This window comes from Variovorax sp. J22G73 (assembly GCF_030317035.1).
GTDB lineage: Bacteria > Pseudomonadota > Gammaproteobacteria > Burkholderiales > Burkholderiaceae_C > Variovorax.
This window is the reverse complement of sequence record NZ_JASZYK010000009.1, coordinates 188,797-209,781: the sequence shown is the minus strand read 5'-3', so window position 1 is coordinate 209,781 and position 20,985 is coordinate 188,797. Positions and strand designations below refer to the sequence as shown.

Below are 20,985 nucleotides of genomic sequence, written 5' to 3'. Positions count from 1 at the left end.
TCGGCCCGATGCAGCGCGCAGCCTGGCTTCAGGCTTCCCCGCTGCGCTTCTTGCGCCCGCGCCCCTGCACCGCCCGGTCGAGCACGGCATTGGGCAGCATGCGCATGATCTTGGCGATCACGCCCATCTGCCACGGAATCACGCGGTAGCTGGTGCCCGATTCGATGGCCCGCAGCGCCTGGGCGGCAAAGTCCTGCGGCTGCATGAGAAAGGGCATGCCGTAGCGGTTGCCCTGCGTGAGCGGCGTGTCGATGTAGCCCGGGCACAGCGTGACCACCTTGACTCCGCTGCCGTGCAGCTCGCCACGCAGGCTTTCGCAATAAGCCACCACGCCGGCCTTGCTCGCGCAGTACGCGCCATGCCCCGGCAGCCCGCGAATGGACGCCACGCTGCCGATGCCCACCAGCCGCCCGCTGCCGCGCTGCACCATCGCCTTCACGAAGGGATGGAAGGTTGCCGCCAGCCCCACGTTGTTGGTGGCGAAGGTCTGCGTCAGCACGTCGAGGTCGGAGCGCTCGGCGGTGTCGATGCCCACGCTGATACCGGCATTGGCGATCACCACGTCCGGCAGCCCCTGCTGCGCGATGCAGGCGTTGCCGGCGGCCACGATGCTGTCGATCTGCGCCACGTCGGCGCTGTAGATGCGGTAGCGGTCCGCGCCGATGTGGCGTGCCTGCGCCCACGCTTCGATTTCCGCCGTGCGGCGTGCGACCAGCGCCAGCCGGTAGCCCGCGTCATGAAAGCTCGCGGCCATGGCCTGGCCGATGCCGCTCGATGCGCCGGTGATGAAAACAAGGGGAGATGCAGCCATCTTCAGCGCTTCTTCGCCGGTGCCGGGCCGGCGGCGGCCGACGGAATCAGAACCCCGCGCACACGCCCGTTCAGGTTGGCCACGCCGCTCAGGTTGTCGTAGTCGAGCGTGTCGCCGGTGAACTTGTCGGTGCCGCGAATGAGCGTCACGGGCTTGTTGGAGGTCACGCGCTCGGTGTCCACGTAGGCATGCAGGAACTCGCCACGGAACTCCAGGCGCGGCAGCGGCGTGCCGTTGGGCGCCACGGCCGGGTCGCGGATGACGATGGCGTTGCCGAAGAGCTGGATCTCGCTGCCGTCGGAATTCGACAGGCCCCGGTTGGCCGTCGCGCGGGTCACCAGGCCCTCGGGCGACACCGAGCGCACGCGCACCTGGTCGACTTCCATGGTGTCGGTGTCGGGGTAGTGGCGGCCTTCGGTGCCGTGCAGCTCGCTCTTCAGGTCGCCGTTGGGCAGGAAGTTCTTGATGACGAAATCGCGCATGAAGTAGTCGGGCTCGTGCGTGGGCGCGGCCTTGGCCGTGGGCTCCAGCAGCTTGGGGGCGTTGCGCACCAGCCAGTAGGTGCCGAGCGCGACGGCCGCCGTCAGGATGATCGGCAGGTAGATCGTGGTGCGATCGAGCACGTCGCGCACCATGCCCCATGCGCGTTTCACGTTGTTCATGTGTTCGGGTCCCGGTGATCGCTGCGGCCCAGTGCCGCGTCGAGCATGGCGCGGTACTGGCCGCAGGCCGTGAGCAGCAGGTCGCACAGCTCGCGCGCCGCGCCTTCGCCGCCGCGCGCCTGGGTCACGTAGCGTGCGATGCCGCGCACTTCGGCGTGCGCGTTGGCCGGCGCCGCCGCGAAGCCGACGCGCGCGAGCACGGGCAGGTCGGGCCAGTCGTCGCCGATGGCGGCGGCCTGCGCCCAGGTGAAGCCCAGCTGGTCGAGCATGGCCTGCGCGGCGGGCAGCTTGTCTTCGGTGCCGTAGCGCACGTGCTCGATGCCCAGCGCCTCCAGGCGCACGCGCAGCGGCTTGGAGTCGCGCCCGGTGATCACCGCCGGCACGATGCCCGCCTTGCGCAGCAGCTTCAGGCCGTAGCCGTCGAGGATGCTGAAGCGCTTGAGCGTCTCGCCGTGCTCGGTGAAGTACACGCCGCCGTCGGTCAGCACGCCGTCGATGTCGAAGAAAACGATGCGCACGTCCTGCGCGGCGATGAGGGTCTCGGCCTGGAAGTCGAGCGCCATCAGATGACCTTCGCGCGCATCAGGTCGTTGGTGTTGATCGCGCCCACGATCACGCCCGCGCCGTCGATCACGAACAGGCGGGTGATGCCGCATTGCTCCATCAGCTCGGCGGCTTCCACCGCCAGCGCGTCCACGCGGATGGTGCGCGGGTTGTGGTGCATCACCTCCGCGGCCTTGGGGCTCCGCAGGTCGGCACCGGCTTCGATCAGGCGGCGCAGGTCGCCGTCGGTGAAGATGCCCGCGGCGCGGCCGTCGGGCTCGACCACCGCGGCGGCACCGAAGCCCTTGATGCTCATGGCGCGCATCAGCTCGCTGATGGTCGCCGTGGGCGGCACGCGCGGCACCTCGTCGCCAGAGCGCATCACGTCGCTCACGTGCGTGAGCAGCTTGCGCCCGAGCGCGCCGCCCGGGTGCGAGCGCGCGAAGTCTTCGGAGCCGAAGCCGCGCGCGTCGAGCAGTGCCACGGCCAGCGCGTCGCCCATCGCCATCTGGGCGGTGGTGCTCGCGGTGGGGGCGAGGTTGAGCGGGCAGGCTTCCTTGGCCACGCCTGCGTCGATCACGATGTCGGCGTGGCGCGCCAGGGTGGATTCGGGGCGACCGGTCATGGCGATCAGGGGCACGCCCTGGCGCTTGACGACCGGCAGGATGACGGTGAGTTCGTCGACCTCGCCGCTGTTCGAAATGGCGAGCACCAGGTCGACCGCCTTGATCATGCCGAGGTCGCCGTGGCTGGCCTCGGCCGGGTGCACGAACATCGCCGGCGTGCCGGTGGAGGCGAGGGTGGCGGCAATCTTGCGGCCCACGTGGCCGCTCTTGCCCATGCCCATCACGACCACGCGGCCGCGCACCTCGAGGATCTTGCGCACGGCTTCGACGAAGCTCGGGCCGACGCGGCTCTTCAAGCCGAGAACGGCTTCGGCTTCGATGTCGAAAGTCAGGCGTGCCCGCGCGAGGATCGCGTCGGGGTCGACCACGGGGGCCGGGGCGGGGCGGGAGCTCATTTTCTGATTTTACGGGCCGGCCAACTCAGGGACATCCCATGCCCGGGCGAAGCCCGGGGCACGGACATTGCTCTAGCATCAACGCCTATGTCTTCGTTCGATCTCACGCTGTTGTATCTGTTGGCCGCGGTGATCGGCGTTGTCGCATGCCGGTCGCTGAAGCTGCCGCCGATGCTCGGCTACCTGTCGGCCGGCGTGCTCATCGGGCCGCACGCCTTCGCGCTGGCGCAGAACACCGAAGGCATCCAGCACCTGGGCGAGTTCGGCGTGGTGTTCCTCATGTTCGTGATCGGGCTGGAGTTCAGCCTGCCCAAGCTGCGCGCCATGCGCAAGCACGTGTTCGGGCTCGGTCTGCTGCAGGTGCTGCTGACCATGACCGTCGCCACGGTCGGCGCGCTGCTGATCGCCACGCAGTTGCCGCCGGCCTGGCGGCTGGGCTGGCAAACAGCGCTGGCGCTGTCGGGCGCGCTCACCATGAGCAGCACCGCCATCGTGGTCAAGCTGATGGCCGAGCGCCTCGAACTCGAAAGCGAGCACGGCAAGCGCGTGATGGGCGTGCTGCTCTTTCAAGACCTGGCCGTGGTGCCGCTGCTGGTGCTGATTCCGGCGCTGGGCGCACCACCCGAGGCGCTGGCCAAGGCGCTGGGCTTCGCGCTGCTGAAGGCCAGCTTTCTCATCGGCGTGCTGCTGTACGGCGGCCCGCGCGTGATGCGCTGGTGGCTCACGCTGGTGGCGCGGCGGCGCAGCGAGGAGCTCTTCATCCTCAACGTGCTGCTGGTCACGCTGGGCCTGGCCTGGCTGACCGAGCTGGCCGGCCTGAGCCTGGCGCTGGGCGCGTTCATCGCGGGCATGCTGGTGTCGGAAACCGAATACAAGCACCAGGTCGAGACCGACATCCGCCCCTTCCACGACGTGCTGCTGGGCCTGTTCTTCATCACCGTGGGCATGTCGCTCGACTGGCACATCGTGGTCGAGCGCTGGCTGCTGGTGGGCGTGCTGCTGCTGGTGCCGCTGGCCTTCAAGCTGGGCCTGGTGACGGTGCTGGCCAGGGTGCTGGGCGCGACCTCGGGCGTGTCGCTGCGCACCGGCCTGTACCTGGCGCAGGCCGGCGAGTTCGGCTTCGTGCTGCTCACGCTGGCGCAGGAGCGCAGCCTGCTGCCGCCCTGGCTGGCCAACCCGGTGCTGGCGTCGATGGTGCTGTCGATGCTGGCCACGCCGTTCATCATCATGTACAGCAACACCATCGTGCGAAAGCTGGTGGCCAGCGACTGGATGCAGCAGTCGCTGCAGATGACGAGCATCGCGCGCAAGACCATCAACACCGCCCGGCACGTGATCATCTGCGGCTACGGGCGCTGCGGGCAGAACCTGGCGCGCATCCTGGAGCGCGAAGGCATTCCCTACATGGCGCTGGACCTCGACCCCGACCGCGTGCGCCAGGCCGCCGCCGCCGGCGACTCGGTGGTGTTCGGCGACGCGGCCCGGCTGCAGGCGCTGATGGCCGCGGGCCTGGCGCGCGCCAGCGCGGTGGTGGTCACCTACCTGGACGTGCCGGGCGCGATGAAGGTGCTGGCCAACACGCGCGCCCACGCGGCGCATGTGCCGGTCATCGTGCGCACCCAGGACGACCACGACCTCGAGAAGCTGCAGGCCGCCGGCGCCACCGAGGTGGTGCCCGAGGCCATCGAAGGCTCGCTGATGCTCGCCAGCCATGCGCTGGCGCTGGTCGGCGTGCCGATGCGCCGCGTGATCCGCGTGGTGCAAGACCAGCGCGACGCGCGCTACAACCTGCTGCGCGGCTACTTCCACGGCGCCGACGACGACAACGCCGACGAGATCAACCACGAGCGGCTCAACAGCTTCACGCTGAGCGCCGGCGCGCGCGCCATCGGTCAGACGCTGGAAGGCATCGCGCTGCCCACGCTGGGCGTGCGGGTGGCCAGCCTGCGCCGCCTCGACGGCCAGCCGCGCACGCCGGCCGGGGACACGGTGCTGTCGGACGGCGACACGCTGGTGCTGTCGGGCAAGCCGGCGGCGCTGGCCATGGCCATCGAGCGGCTTCAGAAGGGCTGAAGCGGCCGGCGCGCAGCCACCGGTCGCGGCCCCCGGGGTGGGTCAGTTGACCAATGTCGGGTTGCGCTTTTCTTCTTCGAGCCGCTGCTGGCGGCGCACGGCTTCGCATTGCGCGTGGGCCTTGAATTCGGGTTTCAGGCACTGCGCGGCCATGCACTGCGCCTTGGCGATGAAGTTGCGGTCGCCGCACTGGGCCTGGGGTTCGGCCGGTGGGGCGGGGGCGGGCGTCGGCGCGGCGGGTGCGGCGACGGCTGGCGCGGGCTCGGGTGCGGTCGGTGCCGGCGCGGCGGCGGTCGCCTGCTTGCGCGGCTTGGCGACCGGCTTCGGTGCGGCGACAGCCGATGCGGCCGTGGTGTCTGCCGCCGGGGGCGCCTCGACCGATTCGGAAGCCTGCGGAGCAGGGACCGGAGCCGGCGCGGGCGCGGGCGACGGCTCGGCCGCTAGCACCGGCGCGGCGATAACCGGTGAGGCGACCGGCGCAGCGACCGGCGACACAGCCTGCTCGACCGCCGCGGGCGCCTTGCGCGTGCCGTAGCCGTACCAGCCCGCGACGACCATCGCGACCGCCACGACCAGCAGGCCCAGCCACAGCAGGCCCACGCGCTTGCGCGGCGGCCTGTCCGCCGGCACCGGCCGCGCACCCCTGCCACGCGGCTTCCTGAGGTCGGCCTTCGCGGCCTGCTCCGACTCGAAGGTCGGCGAAATCGCGCGTGGCGCCGGGGCGTGCGGCAGGCCGTCGTCGTGAACCATCAGCACGGTCTGCTCGTCGTCGCGCGGCGCGGCGGCCGTGCGGCCGAAGAACGACCGCGCGGGAGCGGGCGGCTGTTCGCCCGGATCGAACAACAGCGCCGGAATGGTCGGCGCGCGCAGCTGGGCGGGCGCGGTGGTGGCCCATTCGCGCTCCGGGCTCGGCGGCGGGGGAATCCGCTCGGCCGTGGCCACCGAGGCGGCCGATGTGGAAAGGGCAACGCCGCAACTCCGGCAGAAATGGGCGCCGTCACGGTTTTCCGTGCTGCAGACCGGACAGATCAAGGCCATGGCTTGCGACTGACTACTCTTGCGATCAAAAACAAAAACGGGGCACCAGGCCCCTTCTGGAAAACGGTCTGGCGGTGGAAGGCAAGCGGCCTCAGGTGACGGCGACGCGCTTGGAGCGGTGCGCCATGCGCTTGGCGATCACGGCGCCCAGCGCCATCGCGACTTCCAGCGCCATGTTGGGCTGGCGGTTCGACAGCTCCGAGAAGCGGATCGCGTTGAGCCGCCACACGCGGCCCGCGCCGGTGACCACCACATTGGCCGAATGCGGCAGGCGCGAGAAGAACGAGCCTTCGCCGACCACCGAGCCCGGTGTCAGCACGGCCAGCTTCATCTGCTCCTTGCTGCTCACCTTGTGCACGCTGATGGCGCCGCTTTCGATGAAGAAAACCGAGCGGTCCGGCGTGCCCTGCTCGATCAGCACGTCGCCCACGCTGGTCTCGATGGGCTGCAGGTAACCCGCGAACGTGTCCCACTGCTGGACGGTGAAGGTCAGCGCAAAGGCGTCGTTGCTCGTGTTCTGGGCGATGACTCGGCTCAGGTTCTGGATGGACATGTTTTTCTCAACCCCGCAAGTGAGCCGAAGTATCCGCGAACGCCACAAGATTCGGCTACAACTGTTTACGGATTTACCCGGTGCCTGTCGCTATTTGCCAATGCAGAAGCGCGAAAAGATGACGCCCAGCAGGTCGTCCGCGCCGAACTCGCCCGTGATCTCATTCAGCGCGTTCTGCGCCAGGCGCAGTTCCTCGGCCAGCAGGTCGAGCAGTTGCGCCTGCGCCGCGAGGTGCGCGGCGGCCAGCCCGAGGTGCGTCTCGACCTGCGCCAGCGCCTGCACATGGCGCGCCCGCGCCAGGTACACGCCCTCGGGCACGGCTTGCCAGCCGGCCATGGCCAGCAGCTGCTCGCGCAGGGCCTCGATGCCCAAGCCGGTCTTGGCCGACAGGGCGATGCCTTCCGCAGGCGGGGCGGCATCGGGTGCGGCGTCCTGCTTGTTCCACACGTCGAGCACCGGCACGCTCGCGGGCAGTTTGCGGCGCAGGCCGGCCAGGATGTCGGCGTCGGCCGAGGCGTAGTCCGGCAGGTGGGCACGCGTGAGGTCGTGCAGGAACAGCACGGCGTCGGCGCTTTCGATCTGACCCCACGCGCGCGCCACGCCGATCTGCTCGACCTCGTCGGTGCTCTCGCGCAGGCCGGCGGTGTCGGCCACATGCAGCGGCACGCCGTGGATCTGGATGGTCTGCGAGACCACGTCGCGCGTGGTGCCCGCCACCGCGCTCACGATGGCCAGCTCGGCGCCGGCCAGTGCGTTGAGCAACGAGCTCTTGCCCGCGTTGGGCTGGCCCGCGATCACCACCTTGATGCCCTCGCGCAGCAGGGCGCCCTGGCGCGCGCGCTGCTGCACGGCGGCCAGTTGCGACTGGAGCCGCTCCAGCTGCCCGCTGGCGTCGGCCTTCTGCAGGAAGTCGATTTCTTCTTCGGGAAAGTCGAGCGTGGCCTCCACCAGCATGCGCAGATGGATCAGCGCGTCGCGCAGCGTGTGGATCTCGCGCGAGAAGGCACCCGACAGAGAGCGCCCGGCGCTGCGCGCGGCGGCCTCGGTGCTGGCGTCGATCAGGTCGGCGATGGCCTCGGCCTGCGCCAGGTCGATCTTGCCGTTGAGAAAGGCGCGCTGGCTGAACTCGCCGGGCTCGGCCACGCGCAGGCCGTTCAGACGAGGTCGGCCGGTGACGGCATCGGGCTCGGCCGCCGCCTCGAGGCAGCGCGCCAGCAGCAGCTGCAGCACGACCGCGCCGCCGTGGGCCTGCAGTTCGAGCACGTCTTCGCCGGTGAACGAGTGCGGCGAGGGAAAGTGAATGGCCAGGCCGTGGTCGACCGGCTCGCCGTGCGCGTCCTTGAAAGGAAGGTAGGTTGCCTCGCGCGGCTTGAGCGCGCGGCCGCAGAGCGCCTCGATCAGCGGTGCCAATCTGGCGCCCGACACCCGCACGATGCCGACCGCGCCGCGGCCCGAGGCGGTGGCGATGGCAACGATGGGATCGGAGGTGCGGGCGAGCATGGCGGATTCTTTCAGCAAAAAAGGGCCGCTGACGCGGCCCTTCGAGGGATGACGGGGTTCGGCCGCGGCTACTTCTTGCCGAGCACGCCCAGGCGCTTGTTGATGAACCACTGCTGCGCGATGGACAGCGTGTTGTTCGTGATCCAGTACAGCACCAGGCCGGCCGGGAAGAAGATGAACATCACGCTGAAAGCCAGCGGCATGATCCACATCAGCTTGGCCTGCATCGGGTCCGGCGGCGTCGGGTTGAGCCAGGTCTGGAACAGCGAGGTGGCCGTCATCACGACCGGCAGGATGTACCAGGGGTCCGGTGCCGAGAGGTCGGTGATCCAGCCGATCCACGGTGCGTGGCGCATCTCGACGGACGACAGCAGCACCCAGTACAGCGCGATGAACACCGGGATCTGGATCACGATGGGGAAGCAGCCGCCCATCGGATTGACCTTCTCGGTCTTGTAGATCCGCATCATTTCCTGCTGCATTTCTTGCGGCTTGTCCTTCAGCCGCTCGCGCATTTCCATGATCTTCGGGTTGATGGCCTTCATCTTGGCCATGCTGGCGTAGGCCTTGGCGTTGAGCCAGTAGAAGGCCGCCTTCAGCAGCACCACCAGCGCCACGATCGACCAGCCCCAGTTGCCCAGCAGGCCGTGCAGCTGGTTGAGCAGCCAGTACAGCGGCTTGGAAATGATCGCGAAGATGCCGTAGTCCTTCACCAGGTCCAGGCCGGGGGCGATGGCTTCGAGCTTCTTTTCTTCCTCGGGGCCGGCGAACAGCGTGCTGTTCACGACCTGCGTGGCGCCCGGGGCCAGCTTGGGCAGCGTGGCGACCATGGCCACGGTGAACAGGTTGTCGCCCAGGTCTTTCACGCGGAACTCGCGGCGCAGCTGCTCGCTGACCGGGTCGCCCTTGAGCAGCCAGGCTGACACGAAGTAATGCTGCACCATGGCCACCCAGCCGTCGTTGGCCGCGGGCGGCGGCTCGACCTTGTTCTTGGCGATGTCCGCGAAGGCGAGCTTGTGGAACTTCTTCTCGTTGGTGTACGCGGCAGGGCCAGTGAAGGTGTTGGTGCCGAACATGGTGCCGGCGGCCACGGTGCCGTGGCGCAGCAGCTGCATGTACAGCTGCGCGTCGCGCGGCTGGTCGCTCACGTTGACCACTTCGTGGCGCACGCCGATGGCGTAGTCGCCGCGGTGGAACACGTAGGTCTTGATGTACTTCAGGCCGCCGACGGGGGCGCTCTCGAAGCTCACTTCCAGCGTGTTCTGGCCGTCGGCCAGTTCGCGCGGGCCGGCCTTCGGCGTCATCGGCGTCAGGTGGTTGGGGAAGCGTTCACCGGTGTCGACCGTGTTCAGCAGGCCGGTCTGTGCAACGTAGCGCGTGGCCGGCGAGCCGTTTTCGAACAGCACCACGTGGGTGGTGCGGTCGGCTTCGTCGTACTTGCGCAGCTCGAGGCGGTTGACCGTGGCGCCTTCGCTGTCGATCGTGGCCTTGAACAGGTCGGTGGTCACGTTGACCTGTTCGCGCGGCGCGGCCGCGGCGGCCTGCGTGGGCACGGCAGCCGCGTTGCCGCCGGTGCCGGACGCGGTCGGCACGCCGTTGGCCGAAGGTGCGTTGGCGGGGGCAGCGGCCGTGGCGGCCGGCTTGCTCGACGGCAGGAAGGTCGGCTTGTTGCCGTTGAAGACCTGCCATTGGTCCCACAGCAACACCAGCGAGAAACCAAAAATCACCCACAGGATCGTGCGGCGGATATCGTTCATGACGAAGACTTCTTGTCGGAGGAGAGAAGAGACGAAAACAGCGATCCTGACTTGTCAGTGCGACGCTTTGATTTCGGTGGAACCGGATCGTGGCCGCCCTGGCACCAGGGCTGGCAGCGCGCGATGCGGTGCAGGGTCAGGTAGCTGCCCTTGAGCGCGCCATGCACCTCGAGCGCCTCGATCGAATACACCGAGCAGGTCGGCGTGAAGCGGCACGACTGGCCGAGCCAGGGGCTCAGCAGCAGGCGGTAGCCTTTCACGAGGCCGATCAGCAGGCGTTTCATGAGGAAGATGAGGAGGGGGCCGATGGAGCGGACGGGGCCGAGGAGCCGGGAGAACCAGGCGACCCAGGAGAAATCGCAGGCCTCGGCGAGCGTTCGCGTTCGGAGCGCTCGCGCGGCGAGGGCGCGGGGCGTGCGGCACGCTCCAGCAGCTGCTGGAGTTCGGCGCGCACGGCGGCCTTGAGCTTGTCCGAGGAGGCGCTCACGAATTCCTTGCGATCGAAGCCCGAGCGCAACCGCACCACGTGCGCGGCACGTGGCAAGACGACGCCGGGAGCAGCGCTCACGGCGTAGATCTGGCGCTTGATGGCGTTGCGCGTGACCGCGCGACGCGCCCAGCGCTTGGGCACCATGGCACCCAGCCAGACATCGTCGGACGCGAACAACGGCTGTGCGCTCGATGCGAGATCGAGCGCACAGCGGTGCAATGCGAAATGAGCAGTGCGCGCCACGGTGGCACCTGCGAGGACGGCCTGGAATTGCGCGCGGGTCTGCAGCCGCTGCATGGAAGCCGGGCCGCGCACGTCATGCCCGGCGGAACCGGGCGCACTGGCTGCGGGAGCTGGCGCTGACGTGTCGGCTGCTGGCAACGGCAGGTGGGCTGCCGTCAGACGGCCAGGCGCTTGCGGCCCTTGGCGCGGCGTGCGTTGATGACGGCACGGCCGCCGCGGGTCTTCATGCGGACCAGGAAGCCGTGGGTACGGGCGCGGCGGACTTTGGATGCTTGATAAGTGCGTTTCATGGTGATTTCCTAATTCCCTGTTCGCGCGGGCTCTTCGTACGGAAGGCATGAAGAACCTGCGGGGCGCCGGGGGAGCGTATTGGGATGACCCCTGAGCTCCTAGTGACGAACGCAAGAAGGTTTTCAGGGAAACCCGCAATTATCGCAAACATTGGCCGCCGGGACAATCTTCGAGCAGATTTGCGGGCCTTTCGGCGACCTTGCCAGCGTGTGGATAAGGTTTTGACAAGTTAGAATGCCGGGCGCCTTCCAGCAGAGAATATCCACAATACCTATACCAAAAAATGCCCGAGGGTCACACCACTTTTCCAAGCGCCCATGTCCACTGACGGCATCGGCGAAAGCCTCTGGCAGGCCTGCGTCGACCAGCTCGCGCAGGAGCTGTCCGAGCAACAGTTCAATACCTGGATCAAGCCCCTGACCGCACAGGTCGCCGACGACCTGTCGCGCATGACCGTGTTCGTCGCCAACCGGTTCAAGCTCGACTGGATCCGGGCCCAGTACGCCGGCAAGATCGCAGCCATGGCCGAGAAGATGTACGGCCAGCCGGTGGCTGTCGAGTTAGCGCTTGCTCCTCGCGAAACCCCCGTGCGTTCTGCACCCGTCACGGTCATGGCTGAGACCGATGTGCCGCGCGACGTGGCCGGCCCGGGCGAGGAGCCCGCCGCCGCCGGCTTCAAGAACCGGCTGAATTCCGGCCTCACTTTCGACACCCTGGTCGAGGGCACGGCCAACCGCATGGCGCGCGCCGCGGCCATGCACGTGGCCGGCATGCCGGGCCATCTGTACAACCCGCTTTTCATCTACGGCGGCGTCGGTCTGGGCAAGACCCACCTGATGCACGCCGTGGGCAACCGGCTGCTCGCCGACAAGCCGGATTCCAAAGTTCTCTACATCCACGCCGAGCAGTTCGTGTCGGATGTGGTCAAGGCGTATCAGCGCAAGACTTTCGACGAGTTCAAGGAGCGCTATCACTCGCTCGATCTGTTGCTGATCGACGATGTGCAGTTCTTCGCCAACAAGGACCGCACGCAGGAAGAATTCTTCAACGCGTTCGAGGCCCTGCTCGCCAAGAAGTCGCACATCGTGATGACCAGCGACACCTACCCCAAGGGCCTGGCGGACATCCACGAGCGGCTGGTCTCGCGCTTCGATTCGGGCCTCACGGTGGCCATCGAGCCGCCCGAGCTCGAAATGCGCGTGGCCATCCTGATCAACAAGGCGCGCGCCGAATCGGCTGAAATGCCGGAAGAAGTGGCCTTTTTCGTCGCCAAGAACGTGCGCTCCAACGTGCGCGAGCTCGAAGGGGCGCTGCGCAAGATCCTGGCGTACTCGCGCTTCAACCAGAAGGAGATCTCGATCGCCCTGGCGCGCGAGGCGCTGCGCGACCTGCTGTCGATCCAGAACCGGCAGATCTCGGTCGAGAATATCCAGAAGACGGTGGCCGACTACTACAAGATCAAGGTCGCCGACATGTACAGCAAGAAGCGCCCGGCCAGCATTGCGCGGCCGCGGCAGATCGCGATGTACCTGGCCAAGGAACTCACGCAGAAGAGCCTGCCCGAAATCGGCGAGCTGTTCGGCGGGCGCGACCATACGACGGTGCTGCACGCGGTGCGCAAGATCTCGGGCGAGCGCCAGCAGCTCACCGAGCTCAACCAGCAGCTCCACGTGCTCGAACAGACGCTCAAGGGCTGAAGAAGCCGGATGTCATCAGGAACGCCCCTCGCGACAGCGGAGAATGGCGTTCTTACAAGCTGATTCAAAGAGATAGAGAAGAGGAAGAAGACATGATCGTTTTGAAGGCAAACCAAGACAAAGTCCTCGCCGCGCTGCAGTCGGTAGCGGGCATCGTCGAGCGGCGTCACACCCTGCCTATCCTGGCGAACGTGCTGATTCGCAAGACCGGCGGCCAGCTTCAGCTGACCACCAGCGACCTCGAGATCCAGATCCGCACCACCGCCGAGCTCGGCGGCGACGAAGGCAACTTCACCACCACCATCGGCGCGCGCAAGCTCATCGACATCCTGCGCACCATGCCGGCCGACCAGACCGTGAGCCTCGAGTCGAGCGCCAGCAAGCTCGTGCTCAAGGGCGGCAAGAGCCGCTTCACGCTGCAATCGCTGCCGGCCGAAGACTTTCCGCTGGTGCAGGAGGCCGCCAACTTCGGCCCCGTGTTCAGCGTGCCGCAGAAGACGCTGAAGGACTTGCTCTCGCAAGTGTCGTTCGCCATGGCCGTGCACGACATTCGCTACTACCTGAACGGCATCCTGTTCGTGGCCGAAGGCAAGCAGCTGAGCCTGGTGGCCACCGACGGCCACCGCCTGGCGTTCTCGTCGGCCACGCTCGACGTCGAAGTGCCACGGCAAGAAGTCATTCTTCCGCGCAAGACCGTGCTCGAAATGCAGCGCCTGCTGTCCGACGCCGAAGGCGCCATCGAGATGCAGTTCGCCAACAACCAGGCCAAGTTCAGCTTCGGCGGCATGGAATTCGTCACCAAGCTGGTCGAGGGCAAGTTCCCCGACTACAACCGCGTCATTCCGAAGAACCACAAGAACACCGTCACGCTCGGCCGCGCGCCGCTGCTGGCCAGCCTGCAGCGCACCGCCATCCTGACCAGCGAGAAGTTCAAGGGCGTGCGGCTGAACATCGAGCCGGGCACGCTGCGCATCGCCTCGAACAACGCCGAGCAGGAAGAAGCGCAGGACGAGCTCGACATCGACTACGGCGGCGACGCCATCGAGATCGGCTTCAACGTGACCTACCTGATCGACGCGCTGTCGAACATGGACCAGGACATGGTCAAGCTCGACTTGGCGGACTCCAACAGTTCCGCGTTACTGACCATCCCCGAGAACGCATCCTTCAAGTACGTCGTGATGCCGATGCGTATCTAGCAGACAGACCCCGAAGCGCCTTGCGCACACAGCCCGCGGCCCTCCGCGGGTTTGCGCTTTCAAGAGGCGGCGAATTGAGCTTTTGAGAGCCCGAAAAATCACGTGAATGCCGTGAGAGATAGAGGAATATCCGAATGAGTGCAGAAGAAAACAAGCCCGAAGTGCCGCACACCGAGCCGGTCTACATCCCCGAGATCGAGACCGTGGCCGCCGACACCAGCTACGGCGAAGGTTCGATCACGATCCTCGAAGGGCTTGAGGCCGTGCGCAAGCGCCCCGGCATGTACATCGGCGACACCTCCGACGGCACCGGCCTGCACCACCTGGTGTTCGAAGTGGTGGACAACTCCATCGACGAGGCGCTGGCCGGCCATTGCGACGACATCGTCGTGACCATCCACAGCGACAACTCGATCTCCGTCACCGACAACGGCCGCGGCATTCCCACCGGCGTGAAGATGGACGACAAGCACGAGCCCAAGCGCTCGGCCGCTGAAATCGCTCTCACCGAACTGCACGCGGGCGGCAAGTTCAACCAGAACAGCTACAAGGTCTCCGGCGGCCTGCACGGCGTGGGCGTGAGCTGCGTGAACGCGCTGAGCGTCATGCTGCGACTGGTGGTGCGCCGCGAAGGCAAGATCCACGAGCTGGAGTTCAGCCGCGGCTTCGTGCAGAACCGCCTGCTCGACACGGTGAACGGCATCGAGGTGTCACCGATGAAGATCATCGGAGACACCGACAAGCGCGGCACCGAGGTGCACTTTCTGCCGGACACCGAGATCTTCAAGGAGAACTCGGACTTCCACTACGAAATCCTCAGCAAGCGCCTGCGCGAACTGAGCTTCCTGAACAACGGCGTGCGCATCCGCCTGAAGGACGAGCGCACCGGCAAGGAAGACGATTTCTCGGGCGCCGGCGGCGTGCGCGGCTTCGTGGAGTTCATCAACAAGGGCAAGACCGTCCTGCACCCGAACTCGTTCTACGCGGAAGGCGAGAAGCCGGCCGACACCTACGGCGGCATTCCCGGCACGCACATCGGCGTGGAAGTGGCGATGCAGTGGAACAGCGGCTACAACGAGCAGGTGCTGTGCTTCACCAACAACATTCCCCAGCGTGACGGCGGCACCCACCTGACCGGCCTGCGCGCCGCGATGACCCGCGTCATCAACAAGTACATCGAAGAGCACGAGTTCGCCAAGAAGGCGAAGGTCGAGGTCACCGGCGACGACATGCGCGAAGGCCTGTGCTGCGTGCTGAGCGTGAAGGTGCCCGAGCCCAAGTTCTCCAGCCAGACCAAGGACAAGCTGGTGTCCAGCGAAGTGCGCGCGCCGGTGGAAGACATCGTCGGCCGGCTGCTGACCGACTACCTGCAGGAGCGCCCGGCGGACGCCAAGATCATCTGCGGCAAGATCGTCGAGGCCGCCCGCGCCCGCGAAGCGGCCCGCAAGGCCCGCGAAATGACGCGCCGCAAGGGCGTGCTCGACGGCATGGGCCTGCCCGGCAAGCTGGCCGACTGCCAGGAAAAGGACCCCGCGCTGTGCGAGGTCTACCTGGTGGAGGGCGACTCCGCCGGCGGCTCCGCCAAGCAGGGCCGCGACCGGAAGTTCCAGGCCATCCTGCCGCTGCGCGGCAAGATCCTGAACGTGGAGAAGGCGCGCTACGAGAAGCTGCTGACCAGCAACGAAATCCTGACGATGATCACCGCCCTGGGCACCGGCATCGGCCGCGCCGGCGCGACCACCGCGGGCGGCGGCGCGGACGACTTCAACGTCGCCAAGCTGCGCTACCACCGCATCATCATCATGACCGACGCCGACGTCGACGGCGCCCACATCCGCACGCTGCTGCTGACGTTCTTCTACCGCCAGATGCCCGAGCTGGTGGAGCGCGGCCACATCTACATCGCGCAGCCGCCGCTGTATAAGGTGAAGGTCGGCAAGGAAGAGCAGTACCTGAAGGACGGCCCCGCGCTGGACGCCTTCCTGCTCAAGGTGGCCCTGAAGGACGCGAGCCTGCAGACCGGCGGCGCCAACTCCACCACGCTCACCGGCGACACCCTGGCCGAGCTGGCGCGCAAGCACCAGGTGGCCGAGGCCGTCATTGCGCGCCTGCGCAACTTCATGGACGCCGAGGCCCTGCGCGCCGTTGCAGACGGCGTGTCGCTCGACCTGGACACCACGCCCGCGGCCGAGGCCTCGGCCGTGGCGCTGCAGGCCAAGCTGCGCGAACTGAACACCACCGGCATTCCCGCCGAGGTGAGCAACGAGTTCGACGCGCGCACCGACAAACCGCTGCTGCGCATCAGCCGCCGCCACCACGGCAACATCAAGAGCAGCGTGATCACGCAGGACTTCGTGCACGGCGCCGACTACGCGGCCCTGGCCGGCGCGGCCGACACCTTCCGCGGCCTGCTGAGCCCCGAAGGCGCGCTGGTGCGCCGCGGGGAAGGCGAGCGCGGCAAGGAAGAGAAGGTAGACGACTTCCGCCAGGCCATGAAGTGGCTGATCGGCGAGGCCGAACGCGCCACCTCGCGCCAGCGCTACAAGGGCCTGGGCGAGATGAACCCCGAGCAGCTGTGGGAAACCACCATGGACCCGACCGTGCGCCGCCTGCTGCGCGTGCAGATCGACGATGCCATCGAGGCCGACCGCGTGTTCACGATGCTGATGGGCGACGAGGTGGAACCGCGTCGCGAGTTCATCGAGCAGAACGCGCTGCGCGCGGCGAACATCGACGTTTGATTGATTGATTGGTTCGCCCGGCGGCTTCGTGCGGTCGGGATGCCAAGACACAACGCCCGGTAAAGCCGGGCGTTTTTTCTTTGGACATGCCCGGCAGAGCCGGGCGTTTTCGTTGGACGCGCCCGGCATTGCCGGGCGTTTCTCATTGCAGCCGCAAGGTCGTCGCGCGCGCACCTTCGGAGCAGGCGCCGTCGGAGTACTCCGCCTCGCCGGACGGCGTCACGCACTTGGTCACCTCGAACCTGACAGGCGTCGCCACGATGGGCTCGGACACCACCGCCGCCGGCCGTGCCACGCGAGCCGGCACCGCTGCCACCACCCGCGCAGGCGGCGGCGTGAACTCGGCCGCATTGGCAGCCGCCAACAAAGGCGCCTGCACGACCGCCGGCATGGCGACAGCCTGGGCGGGCGCGCGCGCCGCGCTTTCCTTCACCAGGTCCGTCAGCGCCACATAGAAGAAAAACATCGCCACCAGCGCCACTGCCAGGCAGGGCGCCCAGTAGCGCTGCGGCCCCGGGGCCGCGTGCGGGGCGCCGCTCAGCGCCGCGGCCATGCCGAGCTCCCGCTTTGCAGCACACCCGCCAGCTTGGCGATGCCGCCGGTTCCGCTGGCTGCCCGCCCGATCAACGCGCCACCGGCGGCGCCGGCTACCAGCCGCGTCAGGAACGAGCGGCTGCGCCCCGCCGCCAACAGCAGCAACACGCCCGCGCCCAGCACCACGAGGTGCTCGCCCGGGTAGTCGGCGCGCTGGGCGTCAACTTTCTTGAACTCGTTGATCGTCGATTCGAGGGTCATGGCTGAAGCTCCTTGAGGCTGTTTGTGTCTGTTCAGCCGTTCATATCGCGCGCCCCCATGCACCGGTGTAGGCCTGCGCCATGCCCGTTTGCAGATTTCGGCGCAAAAGCAGCGCAGAAACGGGCCAAAACAACGCGAAAACCACCGGATCAGGGTTTCCGTGGAGCCTGTTAACAAAAGTAGCCGAACGTGGCGTCATACGGGCGTCATCAGCTATGAAAACAATAGCATTCAAATCGCAACCGCAGATCGTTCCTCGTAAACGCTATATCTAGCCCGACTCTTGCTAAGCAAAATCCTCGTCGGATTTCACGTCACGCAAGATCGAGGACCACACAGCAATGAACCCTTCGCGTCTCCGCCGGCCCCTGGCCGCGCTGGTAATGAGCGGCACAGCAGCATTCCTCGGGGCCGTGGCTTCGGTCACGCCGGCCCATGCGTTCTCCAACCCGCCCATCCAAGTGGCGCAGGGCATCGAATACATGTGCGGCGGCGCCGCGCGTGACGAGGCCGCGTTCATGGAAATGGTGTCGCCCCGCTGGGCCGCCACCATCGCGCTCGGCGTGAGCGACGGCAAGGGCGCGCAGCAAAGCGGCTTTCCCGCCAAGGCCGATGTGCAGATCCGCCAGAAATACACCGGCCAGGTGGTGATGGACGTGCAAACGCAGTCCCCCTACATGCTCGCGCGCCTGAACCCGGGCGCCTATGACGTGAACGTGACGCTCGGCGGCCTCACGCTGACGCAGTCGCTGGTGGTGATTGCCGGCGTGCCGGCCCGCGCCGCCTTCGTCTGGCCGTCGAACTTCGACATGGCCTCGGTGGCGCCGCAGATGCCGCAAACGCTGGCGCAAAGCACCGCCGCCGTTCGCTGAGCCCTGGGCTCCCCACAGGCCCGCTACAGGCCCGCCACCCGGCGCGGCCTGTTTTCTTTCGAGGTCAGCCTTTCCTAAGTCGCGCCCCGCACAGTGGCACGGTGGCTTCTCGCCATGTCGACCAGGAAAGGATCCAGACCATGACCTCCCGTTTTCCCTCGCGCATGCGGCCCGTGGCGGCCGCGCTGTTCTGCGGCGCCGTCTTGCTGGGCGCGCTGTCCTCGGCCCAGGCGGCGGTGAACCCGCCGATCTACATGTCCCACGGCGTCGAGTACATGAGCGGCGGCATCGGCAGCGACGAAGCCCAGTTGATGGAAACGGTGTCGCCGCGCTGGCCCGCCACCTTCGAGTTCGCCGTCAAGGACGGCAAGAGCGCCGACTTCGCGGCCAACGTGCACGTGACGGTGCGCGACGCCCATGGCGTGGCGTTGATCGACAACGTGACCTCCGGCGGCCCGTTCATGGTGGCGCGGCTGGAGCCGGGCAACTACGACGTGGAAGCGACGCTGGGCGGCCAGGTGCTCAAGCAGCAGGTGCGCGTGCCCGAGGGCGCGTCGGCCAAGGCGAACTTCGTGTGGCCGGCGGGCACCGACATGGCCTCGATGGGCACACGCACGGTGCAGTAAGCGGCCTTGGCGCGCATCGCCGGGCAGGAACGCGCGCAAGTGGGCGCCGGCATCGCAGAAGGCCGGCATCCGTTCGAGCTGCTGTGCGGCGCGCCGGCACCCGCTATCCGGGCGCCCCGCGCTATAGAAAAAATAGCGGTTGCGGCGCTTGAATGCGCGGCATGCGCCTTGCAGATGGTGTATCCCGGGCAGTGCCCGATCCCATTGCCCCGATGCCGATCCGTCCCCTGAGCGCCTTGACCGCGCTGTTGCACGTCTACCTCGCGCTGCGCCTGCTACCCGCGCTGGCCGTGCTCACGCCCGCGTGGCCGCTGGCGCTGCTTGCGCTGGCGGTGTCGGCGTTCACCATTCCGCTGCCTTTTCTCTCGCGCAGCATCGCGCGCGACGCCTCGCTGTCCACCGTGCTCAAGTGGGTCGGCCTGATCAGCATGGGCTGGTTCTCGTCGATGTTCGTGCTGACGCTGGCGCGCGACGCGGGCCTGGCGCTCACCTGGCTGGCCAGCACCGTGGGCAACGTGCAGGTGCCGTGGGCCACGCTGAAACCATGGAGCGCGCTGGCGGTGCTGGCGGTGGCCACGGCCACCTCGGCCATCGGTTTTCTCAACGCGCGCCGCACGGCCAGCGTGAAGCGGGTCGAAGTGCCCATCGCCGGCCTGCCGCAGGCGCTCGAGGGCTTCACGATCGCGCAGCTCAGCGACATCCATGTCGGGCCGACCATCAAGAGCGCGTACATCCAGCGCATCGTCGACGCGGTCAACCGGCTGGGCGCCGACACCATCGCGATCACCGGCGACCTGGTCGACGGCAGCGTGCCCGAACTGCGCGAGCACATCGCGCCGCTGGCCGGCCTGCGCGCACGCCACGGCACCTTCGTGGTCACGGGCAACCACGAGTACTACGCGGGCGCGCACGCCTGGATCGACGAGCTGCGCCGCCTCGGCCTGAAGGTGCTGCTGAACGAGCATGTGGTGCTGCAGACGCGCAACGTGCGCGGCGCGCAGACCGACGAAGAGCTGTTCGAGAGCGCCCTGGTGCTGGCCGGCGTGACCGACTTCACCGCCGGCCACTTCGATGCCGCGCACGCCAGCGACCCGCACCTGGCGCTGCACGACGCACCGCCGCTGGTGCACACGCGCGTGCTGCTGGCGCACCAGCCGCGCAGCGCCACGCTGGCGGCGGCCGCGGGCTACCAGCTGCAGCTGTCGGGCCACACGCACGGCGGCCAGTTCTTTCCGTGGAACCTGTTCGTGCCCATGCAGCAGCCCTTCACGGCGGGGCTGCACCGCTTGCACGACATGTGGGTGTATGTGAGCCGGGGCACCGGCTACTGGGGTCCGCCCAAGCGCTTTGGCGCGCCTTCTGAAATCACGTTGCTGACGCTGGTGCCCGCGAAGGGCTGAGCGCCTTCTCGCCGCGGTTCGCCTTCTCTCGCTTTCCTTTCGCCTTCTTCAGGCCTCGAGCTCGGCCAACCTGCGCGCGTTCGACGTCGCGGCCGCGTGAATCGGCTTCAGCCCGTCGCTGGCGATGCGCGCCGCCATGTCCGTCAGCTGGCTCGCCGCGCTGACCGTGCCCGCGGCCGATTGCACGAAGGCGTCGCCGTTCGCCGCGGCCTGCGCCGGCGTGACGCTGCCGGCCAGCAGCAGGAAAGCGGTCGTGCCCTGCACCCACTGCTGCAACGCGCGGCTGGCCAGGGACACATGGCTGTGGTGCCATTGCCGGGCCATCGCCATGCCCGACTCGCTCGCGGCGGCGAGCTTTTCGTGGCCCATGAGCTGGAACTCGGCCAGGTCGACCGCGCTGGGCGCGAGCCCGGCCTTGGCGATGCGCTCGGTCCGCATGCGGATCACCGAGCCGGACGACAGCAGCATCTCGTGGGTCTTGAGCGCCAGGTCGAACCATTGCGTGAGCGGGTTGGCCAGGGCGTTGGCGGTGGAGGTGAGCGATGACATGGGGCGGTGCGCTGGCGCTTGAAAGGAGGTCGGACCACTATAGGCTTCTCACGTCGGAATTGCTGCAGCGCAACAATTTCATTCCTGCATTGTTGAGGCAATAGTCCTACCTTTGGATGTGGAA

Annotated in this window: 21 protein-coding genes; 7 read left to right on the top strand and 14 right to left on the bottom strand. The window is 67.6% G+C overall.

Annotation, left to right across the window (positions count from 1 at the left end; all coding sequences use genetic code 11):
* Positions 1 to 28: 28 nt before the first annotated feature.
* From QTI51_RS28035 to QTI51_RS28020, 4 genes are read right to left on the bottom strand one after another with little or no spacing between them, the layout of a single operon-like run.
* A complete protein-coding gene (locus QTI51_RS28035) occupies positions 29 to 811 on the bottom strand; it encodes an SDR family oxidoreductase (protein ID WP_116911704.1) in 783 nt (260 codons plus the stop codon).
* Positions 812 to 813: 2 nt separating this feature from the next.
* The gene (lptC, locus tag QTI51_RS28030) at positions 814 to 1,473 is read right to left on the bottom strand and encodes an LPS export ABC transporter periplasmic protein LptC (protein WP_165840418.1); all 660 of its coding nucleotides are present in this window, start codon (positions 1,471 to 1,473) and stop codon (positions 814 to 816) included.
* A complete protein-coding gene (locus QTI51_RS28025) occupies positions 1,470 to 2,036 on the bottom strand; it encodes a KdsC family phosphatase (protein WP_116911705.1) in 567 nt (188 codons plus the stop codon). The genes lptC and QTI51_RS28025 overlap by 4 nt, the downstream gene beginning before the upstream one ends.
* Complete coding sequence (locus QTI51_RS28020; protein WP_116911706.1) at positions 2,036 to 3,037, bottom strand: KpsF/GutQ family sugar-phosphate isomerase; 1,002 nt, start codon at positions 3,035 to 3,037, stop codon at positions 2,036 to 2,038. Before QTI51_RS28020 ends, QTI51_RS28025 begins: the two co-directional genes overlap by 1 nt.
* A gap of 87 nt (positions 3,038 to 3,124) precedes the next feature.
* On the opposite strand from QTI51_RS28020, the gene QTI51_RS28015 reads away from it, so the two are divergent.
* Positions 3,125 to 5,110 carry a monovalent cation:proton antiporter family protein gene (locus QTI51_RS28015; RefSeq protein ID WP_116911707.1) on the top strand — a complete coding sequence of 662 codons (1,986 nt, stop codon included), beginning with the start codon at positions 3,125 to 3,127 and terminating at the stop codon, positions 5,108 to 5,110.
* Between the two features lie 42 nt (positions 5,111 to 5,152).
* Here the strand turns inward: QTI51_RS28015 and QTI51_RS28010 are convergent, their stop codons facing one another.
* The 7 genes from QTI51_RS28010 to rpmH form a co-directional block, all read right to left on the bottom strand.
* Positions 5,153 to 6,052, bottom strand: a complete 900-nt coding sequence (locus tag QTI51_RS28010) for a zinc ribbon domain-containing protein (RefSeq protein WP_286516863.1) — start codon at positions 6,050 to 6,052, stop codon at positions 5,153 to 5,155.
* A gap of 187 nt (positions 6,053 to 6,239) precedes the next feature.
* Complete coding sequence (locus QTI51_RS28005; RefSeq protein ID WP_116911709.1) at positions 6,240 to 6,701, bottom strand: Crp/Fnr family transcriptional regulator; 462 nt, start codon at positions 6,699 to 6,701, stop codon at positions 6,240 to 6,242.
* A 90-nt stretch (positions 6,702 to 6,791) separates the two neighbouring features.
* Entirely contained in the window at positions 6,792 to 8,201 is a 1,410-nt protein-coding gene (gene mnmE, locus QTI51_RS28000; RefSeq protein WP_116911893.1) for a tRNA uridine-5-carboxymethylaminomethyl(34) synthesis GTPase MnmE, read from the bottom strand.
* 68 nt (positions 8,202 to 8,269) lie between these two features.
* Positions 8,270 to 9,958, bottom strand: coding sequence for a membrane protein insertase YidC (gene yidC, locus QTI51_RS27995; protein ID WP_116911710.1), 1,689 nt, complete (start codon positions 9,956 to 9,958; stop codon positions 8,270 to 8,272).
* A complete protein-coding gene (gene yidD / locus QTI51_RS27990) occupies positions 9,955 to 10,242 on the bottom strand; it encodes a membrane protein insertion efficiency factor YidD (protein WP_116911711.1) in 288 nt (95 codons plus the stop codon). The genes yidC and yidD overlap by 4 nt, the downstream gene beginning before the upstream one ends.
* The gene (locus QTI51_RS27985) at positions 10,239 to 10,745 is read right to left on the bottom strand and encodes a ribonuclease P protein component (protein WP_116911712.1); all 507 of its coding nucleotides are present in this window, start codon (positions 10,743 to 10,745) and stop codon (positions 10,239 to 10,241) included. The genes yidD and QTI51_RS27985 overlap by 4 nt, the downstream gene beginning before the upstream one ends.
* A gap of 101 nt (positions 10,746 to 10,846) precedes the next feature.
* A complete protein-coding gene (gene rpmH, locus QTI51_RS27980) occupies positions 10,847 to 10,981 on the bottom strand; it encodes a 50S ribosomal protein L34 (RefSeq protein ID WP_007834827.1) in 135 nt (44 codons plus the stop codon).
* A 318-nt stretch (positions 10,982 to 11,299) separates the two neighbouring features.
* Here rpmH and dnaA point away from each other — a divergent pair, with 318 nt between their 5' ends.
* The 3 genes from dnaA (at position 11,300) to gyrB (ending at position 16,619) form a co-directional block, all read left to right on the top strand.
* Positions 11,300 to 12,679 carry a chromosomal replication initiator protein DnaA gene (gene dnaA / locus QTI51_RS27975; RefSeq protein WP_116911713.1) on the top strand — a complete coding sequence of 460 codons (1,380 nt, stop codon included), beginning with the start codon at positions 11,300 to 11,302 and terminating at the stop codon, positions 12,677 to 12,679.
* A gap of 92 nt (positions 12,680 to 12,771) precedes the next feature.
* A complete protein-coding gene (dnaN, locus tag QTI51_RS27970) occupies positions 12,772 to 13,878 on the top strand; it encodes a DNA polymerase III subunit beta (protein ID WP_093054972.1) in 1,107 nt (368 codons plus the stop codon).
* 134 nt (positions 13,879 to 14,012) lie between these two features.
* Entirely contained in the window at positions 14,013 to 16,619 is a 2,607-nt protein-coding gene (gene gyrB, locus QTI51_RS27965; RefSeq protein ID WP_286516862.1) for a DNA topoisomerase (ATP-hydrolyzing) subunit B, read from the top strand.
* A gap of 142 nt (positions 16,620 to 16,761) precedes the next feature.
* Here gyrB and QTI51_RS27960 read toward each other — a convergent pair whose 3' ends face one another.
* Both QTI51_RS27960 and QTI51_RS27955 read right to left on the bottom strand, forming a co-directional pair.
* Positions 16,762 to 17,172: a hypothetical protein gene (locus QTI51_RS27960; protein WP_116911715.1), complete on the bottom strand. Its 411-nt coding sequence runs from the start codon at positions 17,170 to 17,172 to the stop codon at positions 16,762 to 16,764.
* Positions 17,157 to 17,414: a hypothetical protein gene (locus QTI51_RS27955; protein ID WP_116911716.1), complete on the bottom strand. Its 258-nt coding sequence runs from the start codon at positions 17,412 to 17,414 to the stop codon at positions 17,157 to 17,159. Before QTI51_RS27955 ends, QTI51_RS27960 begins: the two co-directional genes overlap by 16 nt.
* A 341-nt stretch (positions 17,415 to 17,755) precedes the next feature.
* On the opposite strand from QTI51_RS27955, the gene QTI51_RS27950 reads away from it, so the two are divergent.
* The 3 genes from QTI51_RS27950 (at position 17,756) to QTI51_RS27940 (ending at position 20,312) form a co-directional block, all read left to right on the top strand.
* Positions 17,756 to 18,286 (top strand): hypothetical protein, encoded by a 531-nt coding sequence (locus QTI51_RS27950; protein ID WP_116911717.1) that lies wholly within the window; start codon positions 17,756 to 17,758, stop codon positions 18,284 to 18,286.
* Positions 18,287 to 18,426: 140 nt separating this feature from the next.
* The gene (locus tag QTI51_RS27945; RefSeq protein WP_116911718.1) at positions 18,427 to 18,912 is read left to right on the top strand and encodes a hypothetical protein; all 486 of its coding nucleotides are present in this window, start codon (positions 18,427 to 18,429) and stop codon (positions 18,910 to 18,912) included.
* Between the two features lie 152 nt (positions 18,913 to 19,064).
* Positions 19,065 to 20,312, top strand: a complete 1,248-nt coding sequence (locus QTI51_RS27940; protein ID WP_116911719.1) for a metallophosphoesterase — start codon at positions 19,065 to 19,067, stop codon at positions 20,310 to 20,312.
* A 48-nt stretch (positions 20,313 to 20,360) separates the two neighbouring features.
* Here the strand turns inward: QTI51_RS27940 and QTI51_RS27935 are convergent, their stop codons facing one another.
* The gene (locus QTI51_RS27935) at positions 20,361 to 20,861 is read right to left on the bottom strand and encodes a polyhydroxyalkanoate granule-associated phasin (RefSeq protein ID WP_116911720.1); all 501 of its coding nucleotides are present in this window, start codon (positions 20,859 to 20,861) and stop codon (positions 20,361 to 20,363) included.
* Between the last annotated feature and the right edge of the window lie 124 nt (positions 20,862 to 20,985).